Consider the following 21,802-nt stretch of genomic DNA (forward strand, 5'->3'; position numbering starts at 1 on the left):
GCTGCGCCTTCTGGCCCAGCAGCTGCTTCTCCTTGTCACGCAGCTGCGCGGCCCGCTCGAAGTCCTGCGCGTCGATCGCGGACTCCTTGTCCCGGCGGACCTGGGCGATGCGCTCGTCGAAGTCACGCAGGTCCGGCGGCGCGGTCATCCGGCGGATCCGCATCCTCGCCCCGGCCTCGTCGATCAGGTCGATCGCCTTGTCCGGCAGGAACCGGTCCGAGATGTACCGGTCGGACAGGGTCGCCGCCGCGACCAGCGCCGCGTCGGTGATGCTGATCCGGTGATGCGCCTCGTACGCGTGCCGCAGACCCTTCAAGATCTCGATGGTGTGCGCCAGAGACGGCTCACCCACCTGCACCGGCTGCAACCGGCGCTCGAGGGCCTTGTCCTTCTCGACGAACTTGCGGTACTCGTCGACGGTGGTCGCGCCGATCAGCTGCAGCTCACCACGGGCCAGCATCGGCTTGAGCATGGACGCCGCGTCGATCGCACCCTCGGCGGCACCCGCACCGACCAGGGTGTGGATCTCGTCGATGAACAGGACGATGTCGCCCCGCGAACCGACCTCCTTGAGCACCTTCTTGAGGCGCTCCTCGAAGTCACCGCGGTAACGCGAACCGGCCACCAGGGAACCGAGGTCGAGGGTGTAGAGCTGCTTGTCCTTCAGCGTCTCGGGCACGTCACCCTTGACGATCGCCTGGGCCAGGCCCTCCACCGCCGCGGTCTTGCCGACGCCCGGCTCACCGATCAGGACCGGGTTGTTCTTCATGCGGCGCGACAGCACCACCATGACCCGCTCGATCTCCTTCTGCCGGCCGATGACCGGGTCGAGCTTGCCGTCGCGGGCGGCCTGCGTCAGGTTCGTGCCGAACTGGTCCAGGATCGTCGAGGACGCCGGAGCGGCGGACGCCTCGCCGGGTGCCGTCGGCTCCTTGCCGGCGCCGGACAGCAACTGGATGACCTGCTGGCGGACCCGATCGAGGTTGGCACTGAGCTTGACGAGCACCTGGGCGGCGACGCCCTCGCCCTCACGGATCAGGCCGAGCAGGATGTGCTCCGTGCCGATGTAGTTGTGGCCGAGCTGCAGGGCCTCCCGCAGGGAGAGCTCCAGCACCTTCTTGGCGCGCGGCGTGAACGGGATGTGCCCGCTCGGCGCCTGCTGCCCCTGACCGATGATCTCCTCGACCTGCTGCCGGACGCTCTCCAGGGAGATGCCGAGGCTCTCCAGAGCCTTCGCAGCGACGCCCTCACCCTCGTGGATCAGACCGAGCAGGATGTGCTCTGTCCCGATGTAGTTGTGGTTGAGCATCCGGGCTTCTTCCTGAGCCAGGACGACAACACGGCGGGCACGGTCAGTGAACCGTTCGAACACGACACTCACGTCCTCGCTGCGGAGCCCCACGCCCCCCGACCAGGAAACGCACACGGACGTGCGGAAACGGACAGGTGTCGCGTGCGCTGAGTCGGAGCCTCTTGGCGTTGGCGCGGGAACCGCGTGGGGGATCCCGCAACGCTCGTGCAGGCGCGCTGCTCCCCGAGATTACAACGGATCCGGCCTAGGATGAGGCCGGGAGGAACACCATGAGCGGAGTCCGTGACCGGCAGGCTGTGCCGGACCGCGCTCGCAAGCGCGCGATCAGGGCCCTCGCGGCCGAGCTGGGCGTGGCCTATTCGGTCGCTGCGCGCCTGCTCACGGCCGAGAAGCCGGTATTGCCCGCCCCGCGGCGCCCGGCCTTTCCCATCGGCGAGGATGAGCACCGGGCGTGGATGTTCGCTGCGCGCGAACAACGCACGTTCCGGGCACGGGTCAGTGACACCCAGCTGGCGACGGGCCTCCCGCTGGGCCGTGCGGCCCACCTCACCCGGCGGTTCCCGCCGCTGCGGGCCACCGGTGGGATCGGTGCGCTCTATCACGGTGACGGCCGCGAGACGGTCCTCGCGATGCTGTACGCGACGGTCGTCCACGAGACGCCGAGTCTGCTCCCGCCCGCCGACGAGTTGGCCTGGGCCGCCGAGCTGGGGGAGGAGACCGCCGTCGACGTCACCTGCGCCGCGGTCGACCGGGCGGCCCGGCACCTGCTCGACGAGGAACGCTGGCGGCTGTGGCCGAGGATCGACGCGGCCCTGACCGCCGGGGAGTCCCGCCCGGACCGGCAGGTCCGCGACGCGGCGATCACTCTCGGCCGGGAACTGCGGTCCACGAGCCTGCGCGGCTCCCTCGACGGCGCCCGGCAGACCCTCGACGCGGTGCTGGTCGAGGTGTTCGAGGCGTTGCCGCCGGGCAGCCGGGTGCCGGCGGGGTCCGGTTCGGCGACGGTGGTCGGGGTGCGGTGGGGACAGGCCGGCCCGCCCACCGGCTATCAGGTCCGCGTCGACGGCGAGACGGCGACGACGGTCCTGCCCTACCCCTGATGGTCGGGTGACCGCGCTTTCATCTTCTACCGTCCGGGGCGTGGACGTTCGCGGCGGTGATGAGGCGCCAGCGCAGCGCCGTTCCCGCGGCCGGCGTCGTCGCTCCCGGCCGGTCCCGCAGCGACCGGGCCTCGAACGACTCGTGTTTCGGTGGGCGCAGCCGCTGCGCCTGGTGGCCGCTCTCCAGGAGCAGCACACTGATCAGAACGGCGATCGAGGCGGCCGCCGTCCGCAGAATCCGGTGCGGGGAGCTCCGGCATCGGTGGGCCAGCACGAGTTGCAGGACCAGAACGAGGGCGCCGACGCCGAGGGCGGAGAAGTACACGGGTCAACCGTGCCGCCGGTGCCGCCCGGCCGATGCCACCGATGACGGATCGTCGACGGCGCCGGGCCGATTGTTGACGCCCCTGATACGCGCCCGGCTCCGGCGGGGAACTGATCGATCAGGAACGGAGAAGCCGGACCGGGCTCCCCAGCCCTAGCGTGACCTCATCGCCCCACGAAGCCGGGGAGAGACACGATGATGGGGAGAACGACGATGACGGGGAAGAACTGGATCCGGCAGAGCCACCGCTGGCTGTCGATCACTTTCACGGTGACCGTGGTCGCCACGGTCGTCGCCTTGACCCGCGAGGAGCCCGTCGTCTGGGTCTCCTACCTTCCCCTGCTGCCCCTGGCCCTGCTACTGGTCTCCGGCATGTACCTGTTCGCCCAGCCCTACCTGGCCCGCCGCCGCTGACCGGGCCCGGGCCGTCGAGCCGGCGTACGCCGCGGCGGCGGGCGGCCGGACAGGTGGACCCCGGGTCGGCGACCGTCCTCGGTGTCGGATCGGGCCGGTATGACCAGGGAGTCAGAGGTCGTCGAACGGGATCGACTCCCCGGCGTCCCGCAGCAGTGCCACCAGTTTGTCGGTGGCGGGGAAGGGGACGCCGTCGATGCCGGCGACGGGCTGGGCCGGGCAGATCGAGTTGACGGCGGCCGCACCGGTCATCAGCGGCAACTCGACCGCGTCGACCGGGCGAATGCTCCACGGTGTCCCGTTCATGGTCAGCGCCAGCTGCAACAGCACCATGGTCACGCCCTTGAGCATCGGCGCCTCCGGCCAGATCACCCGGTCGCCGTCGTAGAACGCCACGTTCCAGGTGGTGCCCTCGCTGATCCGGTTGTCCGGGCCGACGAAGAGCGCGTCGTCGTAGCCGGCCAGGCGCGCGCGCCGAACGGCGTACATGGATCCCATCGTCGCCGCGTTCTTCTGCGCCGGCCAGTCCCGCTGATAGTGGTCGGTCCGGACGTGGAGAGGCCGGCCGGCGGTGTCGTCCACCGGATCGCTCACCGAGATCAGGACGTCCGGCGCCGCCCCGCGAGCGAGTGGCGCGACGAAACCGACCCGTACCGAGGCGTCGGTCTCGGTTCCGAGCGCGTGCCGGATGAGCCCGAGCAGCCGCTGCTCGTCGTCGATGCCCATCCGGTAGTCGAAGAACTCCTCGTTGCCGTCGGACAGCCGGGCCAGGTGCAGTGCCAGACCGCGAACCGCGCGGCCGCGTACCTGCATCGAGGTGTAGTGCCCGTAGTTCACAGTCGCCAGTCGCTGGATCTCGGCGACGTCCGACGGTACCCGCCCGTTCAACTCGATGTTCAGCACGCCGTTCAGCGTAGGCGGTGTCCGCGGCGGTGGAGATCATCAGCATCGCGTCGGGCCGGCTGGACACGTTTCGCGGTCAGCCTCCGTGTGTTGATTTGGGGCGCTGAGCGCGCCCGTATTCACCACGCTCCACGACGGGTGTGGTGATTTGGGGCGCTGAGCGCGCCCGTATTCACCACGCTCCACGACGGGTGTGGTGATTTGGGGCGCTCAGCGCGCCCGTATTCACCACGCTCCACGACGGGTGTGTTGATTTGGGGCGCTCAGCACGCCCGTATTCACCACGCGGACGGGCTTCGCGCCCCCGGCCACGAGACGGCGTCTGGGCGCGGCCGCGACGCCGGTTCCCATGACGATCAGCCGGACGGTGCCGTGGCGTGCCGCTCCCGGCCACGGGACCGGGGGCTGTCACCGCGACTCAGAACGGACCTCCTGCTGGATCACGCGGGCTGTACGGCGGTCGCCGCCGCGCGGACCGCCGCTGCCGTCTCCGGCGTGTGCTCGGCGTGGCGGCGCAGGACGAACTGGTGCAGAGCCATCCATTCGGCGCTGGTCAGCGACCCGCACGCGAACGCGTCGTCGAGGTGGCCGCGAGCCTTGTCGAAGTCGGCGGCGGCCATCGCCCGGGATGCGGCGGCGTTCGCTGTCGCGCCGCTCTCCCGCCGAACCTGTGACCAGGCGGCGGCGTCCCGGTCCACCTCGGCCGGCATCCCGTTCGTGTCCAGCCACCCGGACAGCCACTGCCGGTCGGTGCCGTCGGCGCCGGCCAACTCGGTGACGTACCGCAGTGCGCCACCGGCCTCGACCCGCTCGTAGCCCGGGCCATGCTCGGCGAGCGCGAGCAACAGCCGCGCCCGGCGGATCTTCACCAGCCGGCCGGTCAGGTCCGCTGTCAGCGACTCGTCCATGTCGGCCGGCCATTCCACGTGCTCTTCCCCCGCGATCATGACGGAGAGTATGCGCTTGTCCGGTCGGCCTCAGCGCACACCGGCCGCCAGAATGCGTCCGGGCTCACGTTTCACCGACCTCATCCTCTACGGGGTACGCCTCCGCGATTACTTTAAGTAATCGGGCGGGGAAGGTGGGCGGCCCGGAACCTTGAGGAAACGGTGCCCGTAGCATCCGGTCGCGTGCGACAGCTACGACATCCGCAGTACCCACTCGTCGGGCGTGCCGCCGAGTTGGCGCGCATCGGTGAACTTCTCGACGCCATCGCGCCCGCGACGACGGCTCCGCGCGGTGCCGCCGTCGTCGTCTGCGGCGAGCCCGGTGTCGGCAAGTCGGTGCTGCTCACCGCGGCCCGTGAACTCGCCGCTGCCCGCGGGTTCCGGGTTCTGGCCTGTGCCGGTGTGCTGATCGAGTCGGATCTGCCGTACTCGGGCCTGCATCAACTGCTGCGTCCCGTCCTGTCCGGGGCCGCCGGCGACGCCCTGGGGGTCGCCCTCGGCCTCCGTGACGGCGACATTCCGGGCCTGCATCAGGTCGCGATGGCCGTGCTGGAACTGTTGACCGATCACGAGGCGCCGGTGCTTCTTCTCGCCGACGACGTGCAGTGGCTGGACCGGGAGACCACCGGTGTCCTCGCCTTCGTCGCCCGGCGCATCGCCGACGAGCGGGTCGTGCTGCTGGCCTCCACCCGCGACGCCGGCCCGGCCGGGGGCCTGCGGGAGGCCGCGGCGGACGGTCGGATCGTCCTCGGCGGCCTGGACGCCGAGGCCGCCGCCATTCTGCTGCGGGCGCATGTCCCCGGCCCGCCCGCGCCGTGGCGGGACCGGGTCCTGGCGATGGCCCACGGCAACCCGCTGGCCCTGGTCGAGCTCGCGACGGCGCTGGCACGCTCGGGGGACTTCACGCCGGCCGAGCTGCCGCTCACCGACCGGCTGGAACGTGTCTTCGGTATGCGGGTCCGTGACCTGCCGCCCGGCACGCGGATGCTGCTGCTGGCGGCGGCCCTGCACGATCGTGAGGACGAGACCGGCATCGTGGTGGCGGCCGTCCGGGCCGGCGGGCTCCCCGTCACCGCGGACGACCTGACTCCCGCGGCGGCCGCCGGCCTGCTGGAGCCGGGCGGCGGGCTGCGGTTCCGGCATCCGCTGATCCGGTCGGCGGTCCGGCACTCCGCCACCGCGGCACAGCGGCAGCGTACCCACGCCGGGCTCGCCGAGGTGCTCGCCGGGGATCAGGACCGGCAGGTCTGGCACCTGGCCGCGGCGTGTGCCGGCCCGGACGAGACCGTGGCCGCCGCGCTGGAGCGGGCCGCCACCCGGGCCGTGCGGCGGGGCGCACCGGACGCCGCCTGCGCCGCGCTCGAACGCGCCGCCAGGCTCAGCCCGGACCGTGACGACCGGGTCCGGCGCCTGATCGCGGCGGCCGACATCGGCTTCGGCGCCGGCGGCCCCCGATTCGCCAGGCTGGTCACCGAACTGGACGCCCTGGTCGTCGACCCGGTCAGCCGGGCCCGCCTCGAGTTCTGGCAGCAGGAGCTGCTCCGGCAGGACTGGAGTACGGAGGAGGCGGTGATCGCCACTGCCGAGATGGCCCTGAGGCTGCACGCCGCGGGCCATCCGGAACAGGCCGTCGACGTGATCACCACGGCGGCGGTGCGCTGTTGGTGGATCAGCCCGGCGCCGCCGGTACGGCAGCGGGTGATCGCCGCGGTGCGCGACTCCGGGCTGTTGACCGTGGAGCTGATGCGGGCGTCGCTGTTGGTGCAGGTCGAGCCGGAGACGTACGCGGCCGAGTTCCTCAGCCGGCTCGCCGAGTCCGGTGACGAGGTCCGGGAGCCGCCGGACCTGATGCGGCTGGGGTTCGCGGCGTCCGCCGCCGGTGACATGTCGGCCGTCGTCGACCTGTTCGACCGGGCGACGGACGGCTTGCGGCGGCAGGGCCGGCTCGGGTTGCTGGCCCAGGCACTCGCGGCCCAGGCCTGGGCCGGGCTGCGGCTCGGCCGTCCGGAATTGACGGTCACCACCGCCGCGGAGAGTCTGCGGCTCGCCGAGGAGACCGGTCAGCCCCGGTGGGCGGTGATGGCCCGGCTCGCCGAGGCCGTCGTCGCCGGGCGACGCGGTGACCGGCCTGCCGCCGACGCCACCGCTGCGGAGGCGGAGGCCGCGCTGCTGCGTTCCGGTGTGCGCCCGCTGCTGGCGATGGTCGAGTTCGCGCGGGGCACGGCGGCTCTCGGGGCTGGTGAGTTCGCCACCGCCTTCGACCGTCTGTGGATGATCTTCGACCCTTCGGCGGCGGCGCACCAGCCGTCGGTACGCGCGTGGGCGCTGCCCGACCTGGTGGAGGCGGCCGTCTACAGCGGGCGTGTCGACCAGGTGCGGCAGGTGCACGCGGAGATGACCTCGCTCGCCGAACGGGCCGGGTGGCCGCTGCTGCGGATCGCCGTGCTGTGCACCGCCCCGCTGATCGCCGCGGACCCGGCCCCGGCGTTCGCCGCCGCCACCGCGTACGACCTCGGCGGCTGGCCGTGGCACCGGGCCCGGTTGCTGCTCGCCCACGGTGTGTGGTTGCGGCGCAAGCGCCGGATCGTTGCGTCACGGGAGTCGCTGCGGGCCGCCCGCCGGTTGTTCCGGGATCTGGGCGCGGTGCCGTGGGCGGCCCGCGCCGACGCGGAGCTGGTGGCCTCCGGCGAACGGCTCCGGGCGCGCACGGTGACCGACCGGGAGGCGCTCACCCCGCAGGAACTGCAGATCGCCCGGATGGCGGCCACCGGTCTGACGAACCGCGAGATCGGGGAACGGCTGTTCATCTCGCACCGCACCGTCCGTACCCATCTGTACCGGATCTTCCCGAAACTCGACGTGACGTCCCGGAGCGAGTTGGGCCGGGCGCTGGGCGAAAGCGGCAGATCGCCCAGCACGTACGATGCCTGACCGTGGCGCACCTGATCGGTCGAGAGTCTGAGATCGCTGTCCTGACCGAGGCGCTCGGGCGTGCCGCGGAGGGGCGCGGCGGCGCGTTCCTGCTGCTCGGCGAGGCCGGGGTCGGCAAGTCGGCGCTGCTGGCGGAGGTGGCTGGCCGGGCCCGTGACACCGGGATGCGGGTTCTCGTCTGCGTCGGCGTTCCCGCGTCCGCGGGCTGGGCGTTCGCCGGCCTGCGGCAGCTGCTGGATCCCGTTCTGGACGGTGTGGACGCTCTGCTGCCCGCCACCCGCGAGGCACTGCTGACGGCACTGGGCGAAGCCGACGCCGACGGTGTCCCGATCCAACGGGTGGCGCTGGCCGTGCTGCAACTGCTGTCGGACGCCGGCCAGCAGATGCCGGTCGTGGTCACCGTCGACGACATCCACTGGCTCGACCGGGCCACCTCCCGGGTGCTGGCCTTCGTGGCCCGGCGGCTCGCGGACGACGCCGTGCTGCTGCTGGCCGCCGGCCGCCTCGGCGAGACCGACGACAACCCGCTCGCCGAGGCGGACCTGCCGGACCTGCCGGTCAACCCGCTCGACCGGCGAGCCGCCGAGGCCCTTGTCGACAGCCGGGTGACGGGCCTGCCGCCCGCCGTCCGGGAACGGCTGCTGGCCGCCGCCGTCGGCAATCCGCTGGCACTCACCGAACTGGCGACGGTCGCCGATCGCGTCGGCGACGATCCGGCCGGGCCGGCGCTGCCGCTGACCGACCGGCTGGACCGGGTCTTCGGCGCGAAAGCACGGCGCCTTCCGGAACCGGCCGCGTCGATGGCGGCGATCGTGGCACTCAACGACGCCGACGCGGTGTCCGAGGCGCTCGCCGCCGCCGGTGCGATCACTGGACGGCCGGTGGCCCTCGACGACCTGTCGGCGGCCGAACACGCCGGGCTGATGTGGGTCACCGCCGGCCACGCGGGCTTCCGGCACCCGCTGATGCGCGCCGCCGTCGACCGGGCGATACCGGCGGAGCGGCGGCGCGCCATCCACGCCGCGCTCGCGCAGTCGATCACCACGGACGACGACCGGCGGCTGTGGCACACCGCCCTGGCGACCGCGGAACCCGACGAGGCGATCGCGGTCGCCCTCGAACACATGGCCCGGCGCCGGGCACAGCACGGCGGCGACAGCACGGCCGCGGTCGCCCTGGAACATGCCGCCCGGCTGAGCCCGGACCCGGTGTCCGCGGCCCGCCGCCTCGCCGCCGCCGTCAGCGTCTACTCGTTCACCGGACCGGGCACGTCGATCCGGCGGGTGGCCGACCGGATAGACCTGGACCTCCTCGGGCCGCTGGAGGGCGCGCTCGTGTCGGCCCTGGTGGCCACCACCGCGGTGGACCGCTGGGCGGGGCCGCAGAACCGGGTCCTGCAGGCGGAGCTGATGCTGCGGCACGGGCGCGACGACCCGGCCCGGGCGATGGAGCTGCTCAGTTCCAACGCCCTGCTGTCCTGGTGGGGCAACTTCGACGACGGCGCCCGCGAGTTCATGGTGCGGGCCGTGGACTCGCTGCTCATGGCCGACGACGCTCCCCTGCGGCTGTTGGGGGAGGCCGTCAGCCATCCGTTCGCGAGGGGTGACCGGGTTCGTGGTCTGCTGTCGGCGCGATCGCCGGCGGAACTCGGCGGCCTCGACCAGATGAAGCTCGGCGACGCCGCGATCTGCGTCGGGGCACTACCGGCGGCACTGACACACCTCAGCAAGGCCGTCACCGGGTTGCGCCACACCGGACAGTTCGCCGAACTCCTCTCGGCGCTGACACCCCAGGCCTGGGCGGCCGTCCTGATGGCCCGGCACGACATGGCGACGAACGCGGCCGACGAGGCCCTGCGGATCGCCGGTGAGGTCGCCTTCCCCCGGACGGCCATCACCGTCATGCTCGCCGCCGCGATGGTCGCCGCCCGTCGCGGTGAGACCCGGGCGGCGGGGGAGGTCGCGGCGCGTGCCGAAGCCGGGCTGGCCCATGCCGGGGCGTTCCCGCTGCTGTCCATGGTACAGCTCGTACGCGGCACGGCGGCCCTGGCCGACGGCGACCCGGAGCGGGCCTTCGCGGCGCTGCTCGAAGTCTGTGATCCGGGCGCCCGGGCTTACCAGCAGAACGCCCGGGTGTGGGCGCTGACCGACCTGATGGACGCGGCGTCGCTCTGCGGACGCCTCGACGAGGTCCGGTCGCTGCACGCGTCCTTGACCGACCTGGCCCGGCGCAGCGGTTCGCCGCAGCTGCTCGTGGCGACCGCGGCGTCCGCGCCGCTGCTGGCCGAGCCCGGGCGGGCGGGGGCGGCGTTCGACGCGGCCTTCGCGGCGGGCATCGAGCAGTGGCCGTGGCAGCGCGGATCACTGTTGCTGTCGTACGGCCGCTGGCTGCGGGTGCAGCGCCGTAAGACCGAGTCGCGGGAGGCCCTGCGTTCGGCGTACGCGCTGTACGAGGTGATCGGAGCCCCGGCCTGGGCCGAGCGGGCCGCCGCCGAGCTGAGAGCCTCCGGTGAGAGCATGGGCAGCAGGTCGCCCCGGGCCGCGAGCGCTCTGAGCCGGCAGGAGCTGCAGATCGCCTCGCTGGCGGCGCAGGGGATGACCAACCGGGAGATCGGCGAGCGCCTGTTCGTGTCACACCGGACGGTCCGTAACAACCTCTACCGCATCTTCCCGAGGCTGGGAGTGTCCTCCCGCGGGGAACTCGCGGAGGCGCTCGGGCAGCAGGGCCGGCAGTGGACAGGGTCAAATGACGTACGCGAGGAACACGCCGGTGGCCATACCTTCAGCGCATGACGTCTTCTGTCGCCGAGGGGCGGCCCCGGCTACGCCGCGTTCCGGATCCCAGCGCCGCCCAGTGGCGGTTCTCGGTCCTGGGCCCGGTGCGTGCGTGGCATGCCGGCCATGAGCTGGACCTGGGCCCGCCCCAGCAGCGCGCGGTCCTGGCGATGCTGCTGCTGCGCCGCGGGGCCTGGGCCGCCCCGGCCGACCTGGTGGACGGTCTGTGGGGTGAGCAGCCGCCCCCGGGTGCGGTCGGCGTCCTGCGCACCTACATCTCCCGGTTGCGCCGCCGGCTCGACGCCGACCCGGCGAACGGGCCCATCGTCACCACCGACGGCGGTTACCTGCTGCGGCCGGAGCAGTCCGACCTCGACGTCGACCGGTTCCGTGCGCTGGTCGCCGAGGCCGCCGCCGTGGCCGCCGAACGCCGTCACGGTGAGGCGGTGGCCCGGCTCGCGTCGGGGCTCGCCCTGTTCGGCGGCACCGCCCTCGCCGGTCTGCCCGGCCCGTACGCGGCGACGCAACGCGACCGGCTGGAAGGGATGCGCGTCGCCGCGGAGGAGGAACGGCTCGTCGCCGAACTGGAACTGGGACGCAACGCGCAGGTCCTCGCCGACCTCGGCCCGCTGATCGCGGCGGAACCGCTGCGTGAACGACTCCGGGAGCTGCAGATGCTGGCCCTGTGGCGTACCGGCCGGCCCGCCGACGCGCTCGCGGCATACCAGCGGGCCAGAATCGTGCTCGCCACCGAACTCGGCATCGACCCGGGTGCCGGGCTCCAGCGGCTGCACCAGCGACTCCTCGCCGGTGGTGGGGAACGGTCCGTGGCTGTCCGGCCCGCCCGCCCGGCCGTGATGATCCCGGCGCAGACGCCCGCCCCGCCGGCGGACCTCACCGGCCGCGCCGACCTGCTGGTCCAGCTCACCGCGGCCCTGCACGGCACGGATGCGATGCCGGTGGCCGCCCTCACCGGCCTGCCGGGCACCGGCAAGAGCGCACTCGCAGCCGCCGTCGCACAGCAGGTCAGCGACAGCTTCCCGGACGGTGTGCTGTACGCCGAACTCGGCGCGACCGGCACACCGGGCGACGTGCTGGCCGGATGGCTGCGGGCGCTCGGGCACTCCGGACCGGGCATTCCCGCCGATCCCGCCGAGTTGGTGGCCTACTGGCGCACCGCCCTCGCCGGCCGGCGGGTGCTCGTCGTGCTCGACGACGTCGCGAGCAGCGTCCAGGCCCGGCCGCTGCTGCCCGCGGCCGCCGGCTGCGCGGCACTGATCACCTCCACCCGGCACCTGGGCGATCTGCCGGGCTCGGAATGGCATCGGCTGGGCCCGTTCACCCAGCGGGAGAGCGCGGACTATCTGAGCCGCCGGATCGGTGCCGGCCGGGTCACGGCCGAACCCGCCGCCGTGCAACGGCTCGCCGAGGCACGCGGGAACCTGCCGGTCACCCTGCGGATACTCGCCGGCCGGCTCGCGGCCCGGCCGGCCTGGCGGCTGGCGGACGCCGAACAGTGGCTGGACGCCGACGACGACGCGGCCGGGTTCCACCAGCGCCTCGACGCTCTCCGGGACGCCCTCGACGCCCACGAGTCCCGCGTTTTCGCGGAAGCCGTCAGGGCGCCGGGCGGGGTGACCGCGGCGCGGCTCGCGGCCGTTCTGGGCTGTTCCGAACGGCACGTGGCCGTGGCGCTCGACGCGCTGACCGACCGGTCGCTGCTGCGGTCCGGCGAGCCGGGGCATTACCACGCCGAACGGATCGTCCAGCGGTACGCCCGGTCACGGCGGTCGGTGGCGGTGCGCCGATTGTCCTCAGCGGGGTGATGCGCGACGCGCACGAATCCGTGGTCGAGCCCCTGCCAGGTGGTGGGAAGTCCTGTGCCTGTCAGCCAGTTCGCGGTGGTCCGGCGCGTCCGGCCCCCGGTATTCCGCGATCGGCTGAGACACAGAACGCACCCCGTTCCTCGGCCGAGTGGGATATGCCTAGGGGAGAGCAGTCCATCGACGAAGGTGTGGGGCGATGACGGATCTGGGCGGGCAGTACGGGGTGTGGCGGCGCGGAGTCGACGCCGACCCGCAGTTCGCGGCGGCGGTGGAGGGACTCGGCTATCGCAGCCTGTGGCTCGGGGCGGTGACCGTCGACGACCTCGACCGCAGCCACGAACTGCTGGCGGCGACCACGGGGCTGATCGTGGCCACCGGCATCGTCAACATCTGGACGATCCGGCCGGACGTGGCGGCGGCCTGGTTCCACCGATCGCACGCGGCGTACCCCGGAAGGGTCGTTCTGGGCATCGGCACCGGTCACCGGGAGGCTCAGGGCGACCAGGCGGCCACGCCCTACCAGGCGCTGGTCGCCTACGTCGGCGAGCTGCGCAGCGCGGGCGTCCCGGCCGACCGGATCGTGATCGCGGCGCTCGGCCCGCGGGCGCTGAAACTGTCCCGGGACGAGGCCGGCGGCACCCACCCCTACCTGACGACACCCGAACACACCCGGGCCGCGCGGGAGATCGTCGGCCCGGACCGGCTCGTCGTCACCGAACAGCACGTGAAGCTGGGTGACGACCCGGCGGAGAACCGCCGGGCCGGCCGGGAGGCGCTGACCTTCTACCTGAAGCTGACCAACTACCGGAACAGCTGGCTGCGGCAGGGCTTCACCGAGTCCGACCTGGCCGGCGGCGGCAGCGACGCCCTGGTGGACGGTCTCGTCGCCCAGGGTTCGGCGGCGGCCGTCGCCGAACGGCTCCGCGCGCATCTCAAGGCGGGCGCGGACCAGGTCGTCATCCAGGCGCTGGGCGAGAACCCGATCGGTGACCTGACGGCACTGGCGGAGGAACTCGGGTAGCCGCACCCGGGTTCAGCGGACTCGGCAGGGCCGGCGCGTCGGCGGCCGGTACCTCTCCGCGGGGACCGGGGTGGTGACTCACCGGAGTGCGGGGGATGCGGGGAGTGCTTTCCGGCGTACCCCCGCACGGGTTTGATCGTGAAACGCCGCATGCACACCCGGTTGACAGAGTGGGGGTCGGCCCTTTTGCGGCGGTCGCGGAACGGCTTCGTATCCTGTGGTCATGAACGAAGACCTGCTGGAGACCGACGCGGCCTTCGTTGCGCTCGGGCTGCGTCCGGAGTTGCTGCGCGCCCTGAGCGGCCTGGGCTACGAGGAACCCACCCCGATCCAACGTGAGGCCATCCCCCCGCTGATCGCCGGCCACGACCTGGTCGGTCAGGCGGCGACCGGCACCGGCAAGACCGCCGCTTTCGCCCTGCCGCTGCTGCAGAAGCTCACCCCCGGCAGCCAGGCGGGCCCGGCCGCCCTGGTGCTGGTGCCGACCCGCGAGCTCGCCGAGCAGGTGTCGCAGGCGGTCCACCGCTACGGCCGTGACCTGGGCGTTCGCGTCCTCCCGGTGTACGGCGGGCAGCCGATCAGCCGTCAGCTGCAGGAACTGCGCCGCGGCGTGGACATCGTCGTCGGCACGCCCGGCCGGGTCCTCGACCACATCGAACGCGGCACCCTGAAGCTCGGCGAGTTGAAGTCGGTGGTCCTCGACGAGGCCGACGAGATGCTGGACATGGGGTTCGCCGAGGACATCGAGGCGATCCTGTCCGAGACGCCGGACACCCGGCAGACGGTGCTGTTCTCGGCGACGATGCCACCGCGGATCGACGCGATCGCCCGCCGGCACCTGCGTGAGCCGATGCGCATCCAGATGGCCCGGGAGAAGACCTCCCCGGACAGCCTGCCCCGCGTGCGGCAGAGCGCCTACCTGGTGACCCGCGCCCACAAGACGGCCGCGCTGGGCCGCATCCTGGATGTCGAGGCGCCCACCGCGGCGATCGTGTTCTGCCGCACCCGGGAGGAGACCGACGAGGTCACCCAGAGCCTCAACGGCCGGGGCTACCGGGCGGAGGCCCTGCACGGCGGCATGAGCCAGGACCAGCGTGACCGGGTGATGAGCCGGCTGCGGTCGGGCGCCACCGAGTTGCTGGTCGCCACCGACGTCGCGGCCCGCGGCCTGGACGTGGAGCAGTTGACGCACGTCATCAACTACAACGTGCCGGCGGCCCCGGAGGCCTACGTGCACCGGATCGGCCGGGTCGGCCGCGCCGGCCGGGAGGGTGCCGCGATCACCCTGGCCGAGCCCCGCGAAGGCCGCATGATCAAGGCGATCGAGCGGCTGACCGGCCAGCGGATCGCCACCGAGAAGCTGCCCACGGTCACCGACCTGCGTGCCCGCCGGATGGAACTGACCCGCACGACCATCCGGGAGGCGCTGGACGCCGACGACCTGGAGCGGTTCCGGCCGATCCTGGAGTCGCTGGTCCAGGACGGCGACCTGGAGACGGTCGCCCTGGCCGGGCTGAAGCTGCTGCACGAGGCGAACGGCGGCGACGTCGACGAGCCGGAGATCCCGTCGGTCTCGCCGCCGCGCGAGCGTGACAACAAGCGCCCCCGTTCCGACGACGACCGTGGCCCGCGTCACTCCCGCGGCCGCAACTCCGACGCCGACCTGACCCGCGTCTTCGTCGGCCTGGGCCGCCGGGCCGGTCTGCGCCCGCAGGACCTGGTCGGTGCGATCACCGGCGAGGCCGGACTGCCCGCCCGCGATGTCGGCGCGATCCAGATCACCGACCGTTTCTCCCTGGTCGAGATCCCGGAGAGCGACGCCGAGCGGGTGATCAGCGCCCTGCAGCAGAGCACCATCCGCGGTCGTCGCCCCACGGTGCGCCGCGAGCGTTCCGGCAGGTAGCAGAATCAGCGAGGGGCGCGGCGGGATCCTCCGGTCGCGCTCCTTCATCGGGTACGCGTGAAGCGCGCTCACCCCCGCCGATGGTTCATGTGCCGCCGGTTATCCCACGTGGCTCTCGAACCAGCGGGTGACGTCGCCGAACGCCGCGGCGGCCGCCGTCTCGTCGATGTCGTCCTGCTCGCCGAACAGGTGGTGGTACAGGTCACGCAGGGGTGCGCCGTCGCCCTGCAGCCGGTCGAGCGTCGTGTCGTCGCGTACCTGGATGGCCAGGTCGCGGGCGGCGTCGAGGCAGGACACGATGTCGCCGCTCACCATCCGGGCCACGGCCAGGCCGCGGGCCAGCACGTCCGCCACGTGCGCGAAGTCGATCTCGTCGACGTCCGGTTCGCCGTCGGTCAGGGACCGCACCGCCTCGGGATAGCCGGGCAGCGCCGCCAGCAGGCCGGTGCCCGCGGCCGGCGCCTGAACGGCCAGTTCCTTCACCGAATCGGCGAGGACCACCCGGCTGTCGTCGCCGGTCAGGAAGTAGTCGAACTCGCCGTCGACGTTGCCGCCCCACAACGTCACGCCCGCACGTCGCGGCAGGACCAGTCGCACCGGGTAGAAGACCACGGCTACGGATGGTACCTGCGCGGCCCGGTTCGTCGGCGAGTCCTCAGAGTCGCGCGCGGGCCTCGGCGAGTTCGGCGGCGTGTGCCCGGCTCCAGGCGCATCCGGCGGCCATCGGCTCCAGCAGGGAACGGCCGAGGGCGGTGAGGGCGTACTCGACCCGGGGCGGCTGTTCGTCGTACGCCGTCCGGGTGACGAAGCCGTTGCGTACCAGGGAGCGCAGCGATTCGCTGAGGACCTTCGGGGTGAGCCGGTGCAGGGGCGCCCGCAGTTCGGTGAAGCGTCGCGGGGAGTCCTCGAGGCAGACCAGGATGTGTGCCGTCCACTTGTCACCGACACGGATCGGCACGGTCGAGGGGTCGGCGCAGTCGTCGAATCGGGCCGGGTCGAGTGGCTCGCGCATGAGCAAGGATAGGCACGTCACGGCCGGTACCGTTGCGGGTACCGAGGCCTGTGGCCGTATGGTCCGCTCCGTCCGAAAAGGATCGAGTGGGGGAGTGGGCATGCGGATCGTGGTGTTCGGGGCCGGTGGGCGTGCCGGCCGGCGTGTGGTGGCGCTCGCGGCCGGGCGCGGGCACGAGGTGACCCCGGTGGTCCGGGACCGGTCGCGGTATCCCGGCAGCGGCGCGGTCGAGGGCGACGTCACCGACGCGGCGGCGGTGCGGAGCCTGGTGGCCGGGCACGACGCCGTGATCATGACAGCGGTGCGCCTGGACGTCCCGTCGGTCACGTTCTTCCCGGCGGCCGCGCGGGCACTGGTCGCGGCGCGCCCGCGGCGTCTGGTCGCGGTCGGCATCGGCACGACGCTCGAGGTCGAGCCGGGTCTCGCGGTGCACGACAGTCCGGGTTTCCCGGCCGAGCACCGGGCGTTCTCGCTGGGGCACGTGGCCCAGCTCGACGCGTTCCGGGCCGCGCCGGCGGACGTCGACTGGGTGGTGCTGGCCCCGCCGCCGGTGGTCCTTGCCGACGAACCGGCCGCCGGCGATTACGTGACGGGCGGTTCGTCGGTGCTGCCGGGGACCGCGTTCTCGTACGGGGATCTGGCCGCCGCCCTCGTCGACGAGGCGGAGACGCCCCGTCACCACCGGGAGCTGGTGGCGGTCGCCCGCTGATCCGGGTGGAAGGGCGCGGATCGTCGGGTGGCCGACAGTCCGGTCCGGCGCGGCACGGTAGCGGTGGGGGATGGACTCAGCACAGGACGATCAGTTGGTGCTCCCGGAGTTCCGGGAGAGCTGGTGGGAGACCGGTCTGCGGGCGCGCGCCTCGGCCGGCATCGTCGGCGTCTTCACCGAGCTGCCGGCGTTGGTGGGCCGGGCGGTCCGGGTCGCGTGGCGGGCGGACCGGCTGCGGACCGGGCTGGTCGGGGCGGCGACGCTGGTCTCCGGGGCGCTCGCCGCCTTCGGTCTGCTCGCCACCCAGCAGGTTCTGATCGAATTGTTCGCCGGTGGTCCGACCGCCGACCGGGTACGCGCGGCGCTCCCCGCGCTGGTGTGGCTGGCCGCGGCGACCGCGGTCCGCGGCGGGCTCGGCATGGTCGTCGGGTGGGCGCTGAACGGGCTGACGCCGCGGGTGCACCTGGCGGTGGAGCGGCAACTGTTCGAGCAGACCACGGCGGTGGAGCTGCGGGCCTTCGACGACGACGGGTTCGCCGAGGGGATGGAACGGGCGACCCGCGGCACCGAGGCGGCGATCGAACTGGTGCAGAACACGATGAACCTGTTCGCCGGGGTGGTGAGCCTGCTCGCGGTCACCGTCGCGGTGGTCACCGTGCACCCGTTGCTGCTGCTGGCGTTGCTGGTGGCGACCGTGCCGACCGGGTACGCCGCCCTGCGCGCCGGCCACGTGAAGTTCCAGTCCTACCCGGCCAGTTCGACCCGGCGCCGCCGGCAGTGGGTGCTGCAGCGGCTGATGGCGGAGCGGACCTCCGCGGCCGAGTTGCGCTCCTACGGTCTGCGGGGCTTCCTGCTGCGCCTGTACGACCAGGTGATGGGCGCCCAGATCGGCGAGGAGTTGCGGGTGGCGCAGCGGGTCACCGCCACCACCAGCGTCGGTGCGGCGATCGGCGGTGTCGCCCTGGCCGGCGTCTACGTGCTGCTGGGGGTGCTGCTGCTCGACGGGGAGATCCCGCTCGCGGCCGCGGCGACCTGCGTGATCGCGGTGCAGGCGGCGCAGCGGGCGCTGGCGATGGTGACGTTCCAGGTCGACCGGGTCTACGCGTCCGGCCAGTTCTTCAACGAGTACGTCCGGTTCCTGGCGAAGGCCGCCGGATACCTGCCCGCCCCGGCCCCGGCCGGTGGCGGGCCGGGACCGCTGTCCGAGGTGAGCGTGCACGAGGTGAGCCTGAGCTATCCGGAGCGGAACCGGCCGGCGGTCGACGGGGTGTCCCTGACGATCCGGGTGGGGGAGACGGTCGCGCTGGTCGGGGAGAACGGGTCGGGCAAGTCCACCCTCGCCGCGATGATCGCCGGGCTGCGCGAGCCGGACCGCGGTGAGCTGCGCTGGAACGGCCGGCCCTATCGGGAGTGGGACCGTCCCGGGCTGGCCCGCCGGATCGCGGTCGCCAGCCAGGACCATCATCGCTGGCCGTTCAGCGCGGCCACCAACATCGCGATGGGTGACATCGACGCCTCCGCCGATCAGGGCCGGATCGAGGCGGCGGCGCGACAGGCGGCGGCCCACGAGATGATCGGGGATCTGCCGCACGGGTACGAGACGCTGCTGGACCGTACCTTCAAGGAGGGTCAGGATCTGTCCGGCGGCCAGTGGCAGCGGATCGGGGCGGCGCGCGCGTTCCTCCGCGAGGCCGACCTGCTGATCATGGACGAGCCGTCGTCGGCGCTCGATCCGCGGGCCGAGGATGCGCTGTTCCAGGCGTTGCGGGCCCGGCAGGGGCGGCGGACCACGATCCTGATCACGCACCGGCTCGCCAACGTCATCCACGCCGACCGGATCCTCGTGCTGGAGCAGGGGCAGCTGATCGAAACCGGTACTCACGACGAGCTGATGGCGGCCGGCGGCCTCTACGCGCAGTTGTTCACCCTGCAGGCCGCGGGCTACCGGACCCGGATCGACGACGTGCCGGATCCGGCTGTCTGATCCCGGTCCGGGACCGTCCCACCGACCCCGCCTTGCGCTCGTGATCTTGAGAAGGCCATGATGCAGGGCCGGACGAGCGGGTGAGGACGGTACAACAGTCGTGGAAAGCGTGGACCATCCACTGCACTGGTTCCGGCCCGGCTATCTGACCCGCGACGAGGATCGCGAAGATGGCCGTGAGCTGGACACACTGGAGTTCGTGGCGGTCGACTTCGAGACCACCGGGCTGGACTCCGGCCGGGACCGGATCGTGGAGGTCGCGGCCTGCCGGTTCACCGCCGACGGCACGATCCTCGACGAGTACGCCAGCCGCGTCGACCCGGTGACGGCCTCGGTGGCGTCGACCGCCGCCGTGCACGGGCTCACCGACGCCTCCGTCGGGGGCGCGCCCGTCTTCGGCGACGTCTGGCCCGGCCTGTCCCGGCTGATGTCCGGCGCCGTCGTGGTCGCGCACAACCTGGCCTTCGAGGACGGGTTCCTGCGCCAGGAACTGCGCCGCGCCGGCGTCGACCTGGCCGGGACCATCCCCGGGGTGTGCACCATGGTGGCGTCCTGGTCGCATTTCGATCAGCCTTCCTACAAACAGGACGCCGTCTTCCGTACGCTGACCGGCACGTCCCCGCACGACGCGCACACGGCGCTGGGCGATGTGCGCAACCTGTCCGTGATCGTCGCGTCCCTGCTGCGCCGCGTGCCGGGTCTGCGCTACGCCGGACCCGCGCCGGTCGAGCTTCCCGCCATCGGCGGACCCAAGCGGATGTACGCGCGACCGATCGTCGAACAGGCCGTCCAGTGGAACAGCCTGCCGCTCAGCAGCCTGGAATTCCCGTACGACGAGGTCGCCTTCCGGGTCGGTGCCCGCGAGCTGCTCGCCGCGGCCGACGACCCGCAACGCCGGGAGGCACTCGTCGCGCTGATGGGCGCGAGCGGCCTCGGCGCGGACCAGTTCTGCCGCACGCTGGCCGCCACGATCGTCGCGCTGCTCGCCGAGCCTCTCCCCTGGGACGACACCCTCGAGGAGACGCTGGACCGGCTGGTCGACGTGATGGGGTCGCGGGAGTTCGCGCAGACCGTCGCCGCCGGCATCCGCGACCACGTCGGCCCGGACCGGGTGACCGGGCGGATCCACCTCGGCGAACGCTGGCAGGTCCCGGCGGACCACCCCGGCCGGGACGAGCTGGTCGCGGCGTTGAAGCTGCGCGGCGTACACGTGCTGAAGACCCGGCGGACCGCGGTGGACGCGTGGATCGACGGGGACCGGCTGCACCGCGGCGACGAGGACCACGACCTGGACGCGTTCTTCGCCGACCGGCTGCGCCTGGCCACCGTCGAGGCGCACGAACGTCTGCTGGCACACGCCGACGCGTTGCGGGACCGGCATCCGGCGACGGCGGGGATCCCGCTGTCAGACGCTTCGTCGCCTTCGGCGCTGATCGGCCCCGAGCAGTCGTCGCCTTCGGCGCTGATCGAGCCTGAGCTGGCGCCGCCTTTCGTGCTGATCGAGCCTGAGCTGGCGCCGGACTGGCGGTGGATCATCGACCCGGACTACGAGGCGAAACGGGCCGCCGCCGCGGCCGTCGCCCACCTCCCGCCCGAGGAACGCGAGAGGCACGAACGCGAACGCGAGGAGTTCGCCCGCCGCCGTGCGGAACGGGCCGCGAAACGGCAGGCCGAGCGCGAGGAGACCGAACAGCGGGCCCAGCTGGACGCCGAACGGCAGGCCCGGCTCGAAGCCCGCGAGGCGGCCAAACGCGAAGAGGCCGCGCGGAAGGCCCAGCGCGAGGCGGACCGGCAGGCCCGCAAGGAGGCCGAATGGGCGGCCCGCGAAGCGGCCGAACCGAAGCCTGCCCCCGCGGCGGTGCCGTCGCGGTCGCCGTTCCCGGTCGGCAGGCGGACCGTCATGCTGGCGGCGGCCGTCCTGATCGTGGCGGTCCTGGTCGGTGTGATCGTGCACCCGGTCTGGGCCGCGGCCTGCGTACTGGCCGGCCTGGCACTCGTGATCGTCGACGCCCGGCGGTCGGCGGCGTCCCGCTCGGGCGGCGACCAGTCGCCGTAGCGCAGCGATCGTCGACGCCCGTTTCGGCGGGTAGTTTCTGGTGAGATCGGGGCGTACGTCAGCGGCCGGCGTCGTCCATCGCGGCGAGAGCGATGTGGTGTCCGCCCACTTCGGCCCATTCCCTCGCGGTACGCCCCCGCCCGCCGTCCTCACGCCGCAGCGGGTCGGCACCGGCGGCCAGCAGCGCCCGGACCGTGGCGTCGTGCCCCCAGCAGGCGGCACCACACAACGGCAGGCCCTCGTCGCCGGATCCGCTCTCCCGGTTCGGGTCGGCCCCGCCCGCCGCAAGCACGCGAACGTTCTCCGCCCGGTCCTGCACACTCGCCCGATAAAGCGGCGTGGTCCCGTCGAGATCCGGCAGGTCCGGGTCGGCGCCCGCCCGCAGCAACTCCCCGATGCGTTTCGCGGACCCCCAGCCGGCCGTCTCCACGAGGAGCCGCTGCAGCTTCTTGCGCCGGCGTCTGTTCACCCGCCCATTATCGTGGCCGCTCCCCGTCCGTTCGTTCGCAGTGCCGTTCGTTCGCAGTCCCGTTCGTCTGCAGTGCCGTTCGTCTGCGGTGCCGTCTGTCCGTTCGCAGTCCTGTC

General features: G+C 72.9%; 17 protein-coding genes. 10 read left to right on the forward strand and 7 right to left on the reverse strand.

What is annotated here, in order from left to right; translation table 11 throughout:
- The coding region (locus QSK32_RS43700; protein WP_285475399.1) for a Clp protease N-terminal domain-containing protein at nt 1-1,372 on the reverse strand (1,372 nt) is incomplete at its 3' end.
- Between the two features lie 209 nt (nt 1,373-1,581).
- Between QSK32_RS43700 and QSK32_RS43705 the strand changes: the two genes are divergently transcribed.
- On the forward strand, nt 1,582-2,412 hold the full coding sequence (locus tag QSK32_RS43705) for a hypothetical protein (protein ID WP_157411374.1): 831 nt from the start codon (nt 1,582-1,584) through the stop codon (nt 2,410-2,412).
- A gap of 19 nt (nt 2,413-2,431) precedes the next feature.
- Here QSK32_RS43705 and QSK32_RS43710 read toward each other — a convergent pair whose 3' ends face one another.
- Nucleotides 2,432-2,737, reverse strand: a complete 306-nt coding sequence (locus QSK32_RS43710; RefSeq protein ID WP_285475355.1) for a hypothetical protein — start codon at nt 2,735-2,737, stop codon at nt 2,432-2,434.
- A gap of 213 nt (nt 2,738-2,950) precedes the next feature.
- Between QSK32_RS43710 and QSK32_RS43715 the strand changes: the two genes are divergently transcribed.
- Nucleotides 2,951-3,151 carry a hypothetical protein gene (locus tag QSK32_RS43715; RefSeq protein WP_285475356.1) on the forward strand — a complete coding sequence of 67 codons (201 nt, stop codon included), beginning with the start codon at nt 2,951-2,953 and terminating at the stop codon, nt 3,149-3,151.
- A gap of 111 nt (nt 3,152-3,262) precedes the next feature.
- Here the strand turns inward: QSK32_RS43715 and QSK32_RS43720 are convergent, their stop codons facing one another.
- Both QSK32_RS43720 and QSK32_RS43725 read right to left on the reverse strand, forming a co-directional pair.
- A complete protein-coding gene (locus QSK32_RS43720; protein WP_285475357.1) occupies nt 3,263-4,054 on the reverse strand; it encodes an aminotransferase class IV in 792 nt (263 codons plus the stop codon).
- A gap of 440 nt (nt 4,055-4,494) precedes the next feature.
- Complete coding sequence (locus QSK32_RS43725) at nt 4,495-5,001, reverse strand: hypothetical protein (RefSeq protein WP_285475358.1); 507 nt, start codon at nt 4,999-5,001, stop codon at nt 4,495-4,497.
- Between the two features lie 183 nt (nt 5,002-5,184).
- Here QSK32_RS43725 and QSK32_RS43730 point away from each other — a divergent pair, with 183 nt between their 5' ends.
- The 5 genes from QSK32_RS43730 to QSK32_RS43750 all read left to right on the forward strand — a co-directional run bounded on the left by QSK32_RS43730 (nt 5,185) and on the right by QSK32_RS43750 (nt 15,456).
- Nucleotides 5,185-7,932 (forward strand): helix-turn-helix transcriptional regulator, encoded by a 2,748-nt coding sequence (locus QSK32_RS43730; RefSeq protein WP_285475359.1) that lies wholly within the window; start codon nt 5,185-5,187, stop codon nt 7,930-7,932.
- 2 nt (nt 7,933-7,934) lie between these two features.
- The gene (locus QSK32_RS43735) at nt 7,935-10,724 is read left to right on the forward strand and encodes a helix-turn-helix transcriptional regulator (protein WP_285475360.1); all 2,790 of its coding nucleotides are present in this window, start codon (nt 7,935-7,937) and stop codon (nt 10,722-10,724) included.
- Nucleotides 10,721-12,532, forward strand: a complete 1,812-nt coding sequence (locus QSK32_RS43740; RefSeq protein ID WP_285475361.1) for an AfsR/SARP family transcriptional regulator — start codon at nt 10,721-10,723, stop codon at nt 12,530-12,532. Before QSK32_RS43735 ends, QSK32_RS43740 begins: the two co-directional genes overlap by 4 nt.
- 196 nt (nt 12,533-12,728) lie before the next feature.
- Nucleotides 12,729-13,553 carry a TIGR03620 family F420-dependent LLM class oxidoreductase gene (locus QSK32_RS43745; RefSeq protein ID WP_285475362.1) on the forward strand — a complete coding sequence of 275 codons (825 nt, stop codon included), beginning with the start codon at nt 12,729-12,731 and terminating at the stop codon, nt 13,551-13,553.
- Between the two features lie 223 nt (nt 13,554-13,776).
- Complete coding sequence (locus QSK32_RS43750; protein ID WP_045746118.1) at nt 13,777-15,456, forward strand: DEAD/DEAH box helicase; 1,680 nt, start codon at nt 13,777-13,779, stop codon at nt 15,454-15,456.
- Nucleotides 15,457-15,555: 99 nt separating this feature from the next.
- On the opposite strand, the gene QSK32_RS43755 is transcribed toward QSK32_RS43750, so the two are convergent.
- Nucleotides 15,556-16,068, reverse strand: coding sequence for a SatS C-terminal domain-containing protein (locus tag QSK32_RS43755; RefSeq protein WP_285475363.1), 513 nt, complete (start codon nt 16,066-16,068; stop codon nt 15,556-15,558).
- A gap of 43 nt (nt 16,069-16,111) precedes the next feature.
- Entirely contained in the window at nt 16,112-16,468 is a 357-nt protein-coding gene (locus QSK32_RS43760) for a winged helix-turn-helix transcriptional regulator (RefSeq protein ID WP_045746098.1), read from the reverse strand.
- 100 nt (nt 16,469-16,568) lie between these two features.
- Between QSK32_RS43760 and QSK32_RS43765 the strand changes: the two genes are divergently transcribed.
- The 3 genes from QSK32_RS43765 to QSK32_RS43775 all read left to right on the forward strand — a co-directional run bounded on the left by QSK32_RS43765 (nt 16,569) and on the right by QSK32_RS43775 (nt 21,217).
- The gene (locus QSK32_RS43765) at nt 16,569-17,177 is read left to right on the forward strand and encodes an NAD(P)-dependent oxidoreductase (RefSeq protein WP_285475364.1); all 609 of its coding nucleotides are present in this window, start codon (nt 16,569-16,571) and stop codon (nt 17,175-17,177) included.
- 70 nt (nt 17,178-17,247) lie between these two features.
- Entirely contained in the window at nt 17,248-19,161 is a 1,914-nt protein-coding gene (locus QSK32_RS43770; RefSeq protein ID WP_285475365.1) for an ABC transporter ATP-binding protein, read from the forward strand.
- A 100-nt stretch (nt 19,162-19,261) separates the two neighbouring features.
- A complete protein-coding gene (locus QSK32_RS43775; protein ID WP_285475366.1) occupies nt 19,262-21,217 on the forward strand; it encodes an exonuclease domain-containing protein in 1,956 nt (651 codons plus the stop codon).
- 58 nt (nt 21,218-21,275) lie between these two features.
- Here QSK32_RS43775 and QSK32_RS43780 read toward each other — a convergent pair whose 3' ends face one another.
- Entirely contained in the window at nt 21,276-21,686 is a 411-nt protein-coding gene (locus QSK32_RS43780; RefSeq protein ID WP_285475367.1) for an ankyrin repeat domain-containing protein, read from the reverse strand.
- Nucleotides 21,687-21,802: the final 116 nt, after the last annotated feature.

It is taken from the genome of Actinoplanes sp. NBRC 101535 (genome assembly GCF_030269225.1).
In the GTDB taxonomy this organism is placed as follows: domain Bacteria; phylum Actinomycetota; class Actinomycetes; order Mycobacteriales; family Micromonosporaceae; genus Actinoplanes; species Actinoplanes rectilineatus.

What these genes read in the sequence shown, in the direction of transcription:
- QSK32_RS43705 (WP_157411374.1), top strand. Translation starts at nt 1,582, where the DNA reads ATGAGCGGAGTCCGTGACCGGCAGGCTGTGCCGGACCGCGCTCGCAAG.
- QSK32_RS43715 (WP_285475356.1), top strand. Translation starts at nt 2,951, where the DNA reads ATGACGGGGAAGAACTGGATCCGGCAGAGCCACCGCTGGCTGTCGATC.
- QSK32_RS43725 (WP_285475358.1), bottom strand. Translation starts at nt 5,001, where the DNA reads ATGATCGCGGGGGAAGAGCACGTGGAATGGCCGGCCGACATGGACGAG.
- QSK32_RS43740 (WP_285475361.1), top strand. Translation starts at nt 10,721, where the DNA reads ATGACGTCTTCTGTCGCCGAGGGGCGGCCCCGGCTACGCCGCGTTCCG.
- QSK32_RS43745 (WP_285475362.1), top strand. Translation starts at nt 12,729, where the DNA reads ATGACGGATCTGGGCGGGCAGTACGGGGTGTGGCGGCGCGGAGTCGAC.
- QSK32_RS43750 (WP_045746118.1), top strand. Translation starts at nt 13,777, where the DNA reads ATGAACGAAGACCTGCTGGAGACCGACGCGGCCTTCGTTGCGCTCGGG.
- QSK32_RS43760 (WP_045746098.1), bottom strand. Translation starts at nt 16,468, where the DNA reads ATGCGCGAGCCACTCGACCCGGCCCGATTCGACGACTGCGCCGACCCC.
- QSK32_RS43765 (WP_285475364.1), top strand. Translation starts at nt 16,569, where the DNA reads ATGCGGATCGTGGTGTTCGGGGCCGGTGGGCGTGCCGGCCGGCGTGTG.
- QSK32_RS43770 (WP_285475365.1), top strand. Translation starts at nt 17,248, where the DNA reads ATGGACTCAGCACAGGACGATCAGTTGGTGCTCCCGGAGTTCCGGGAG.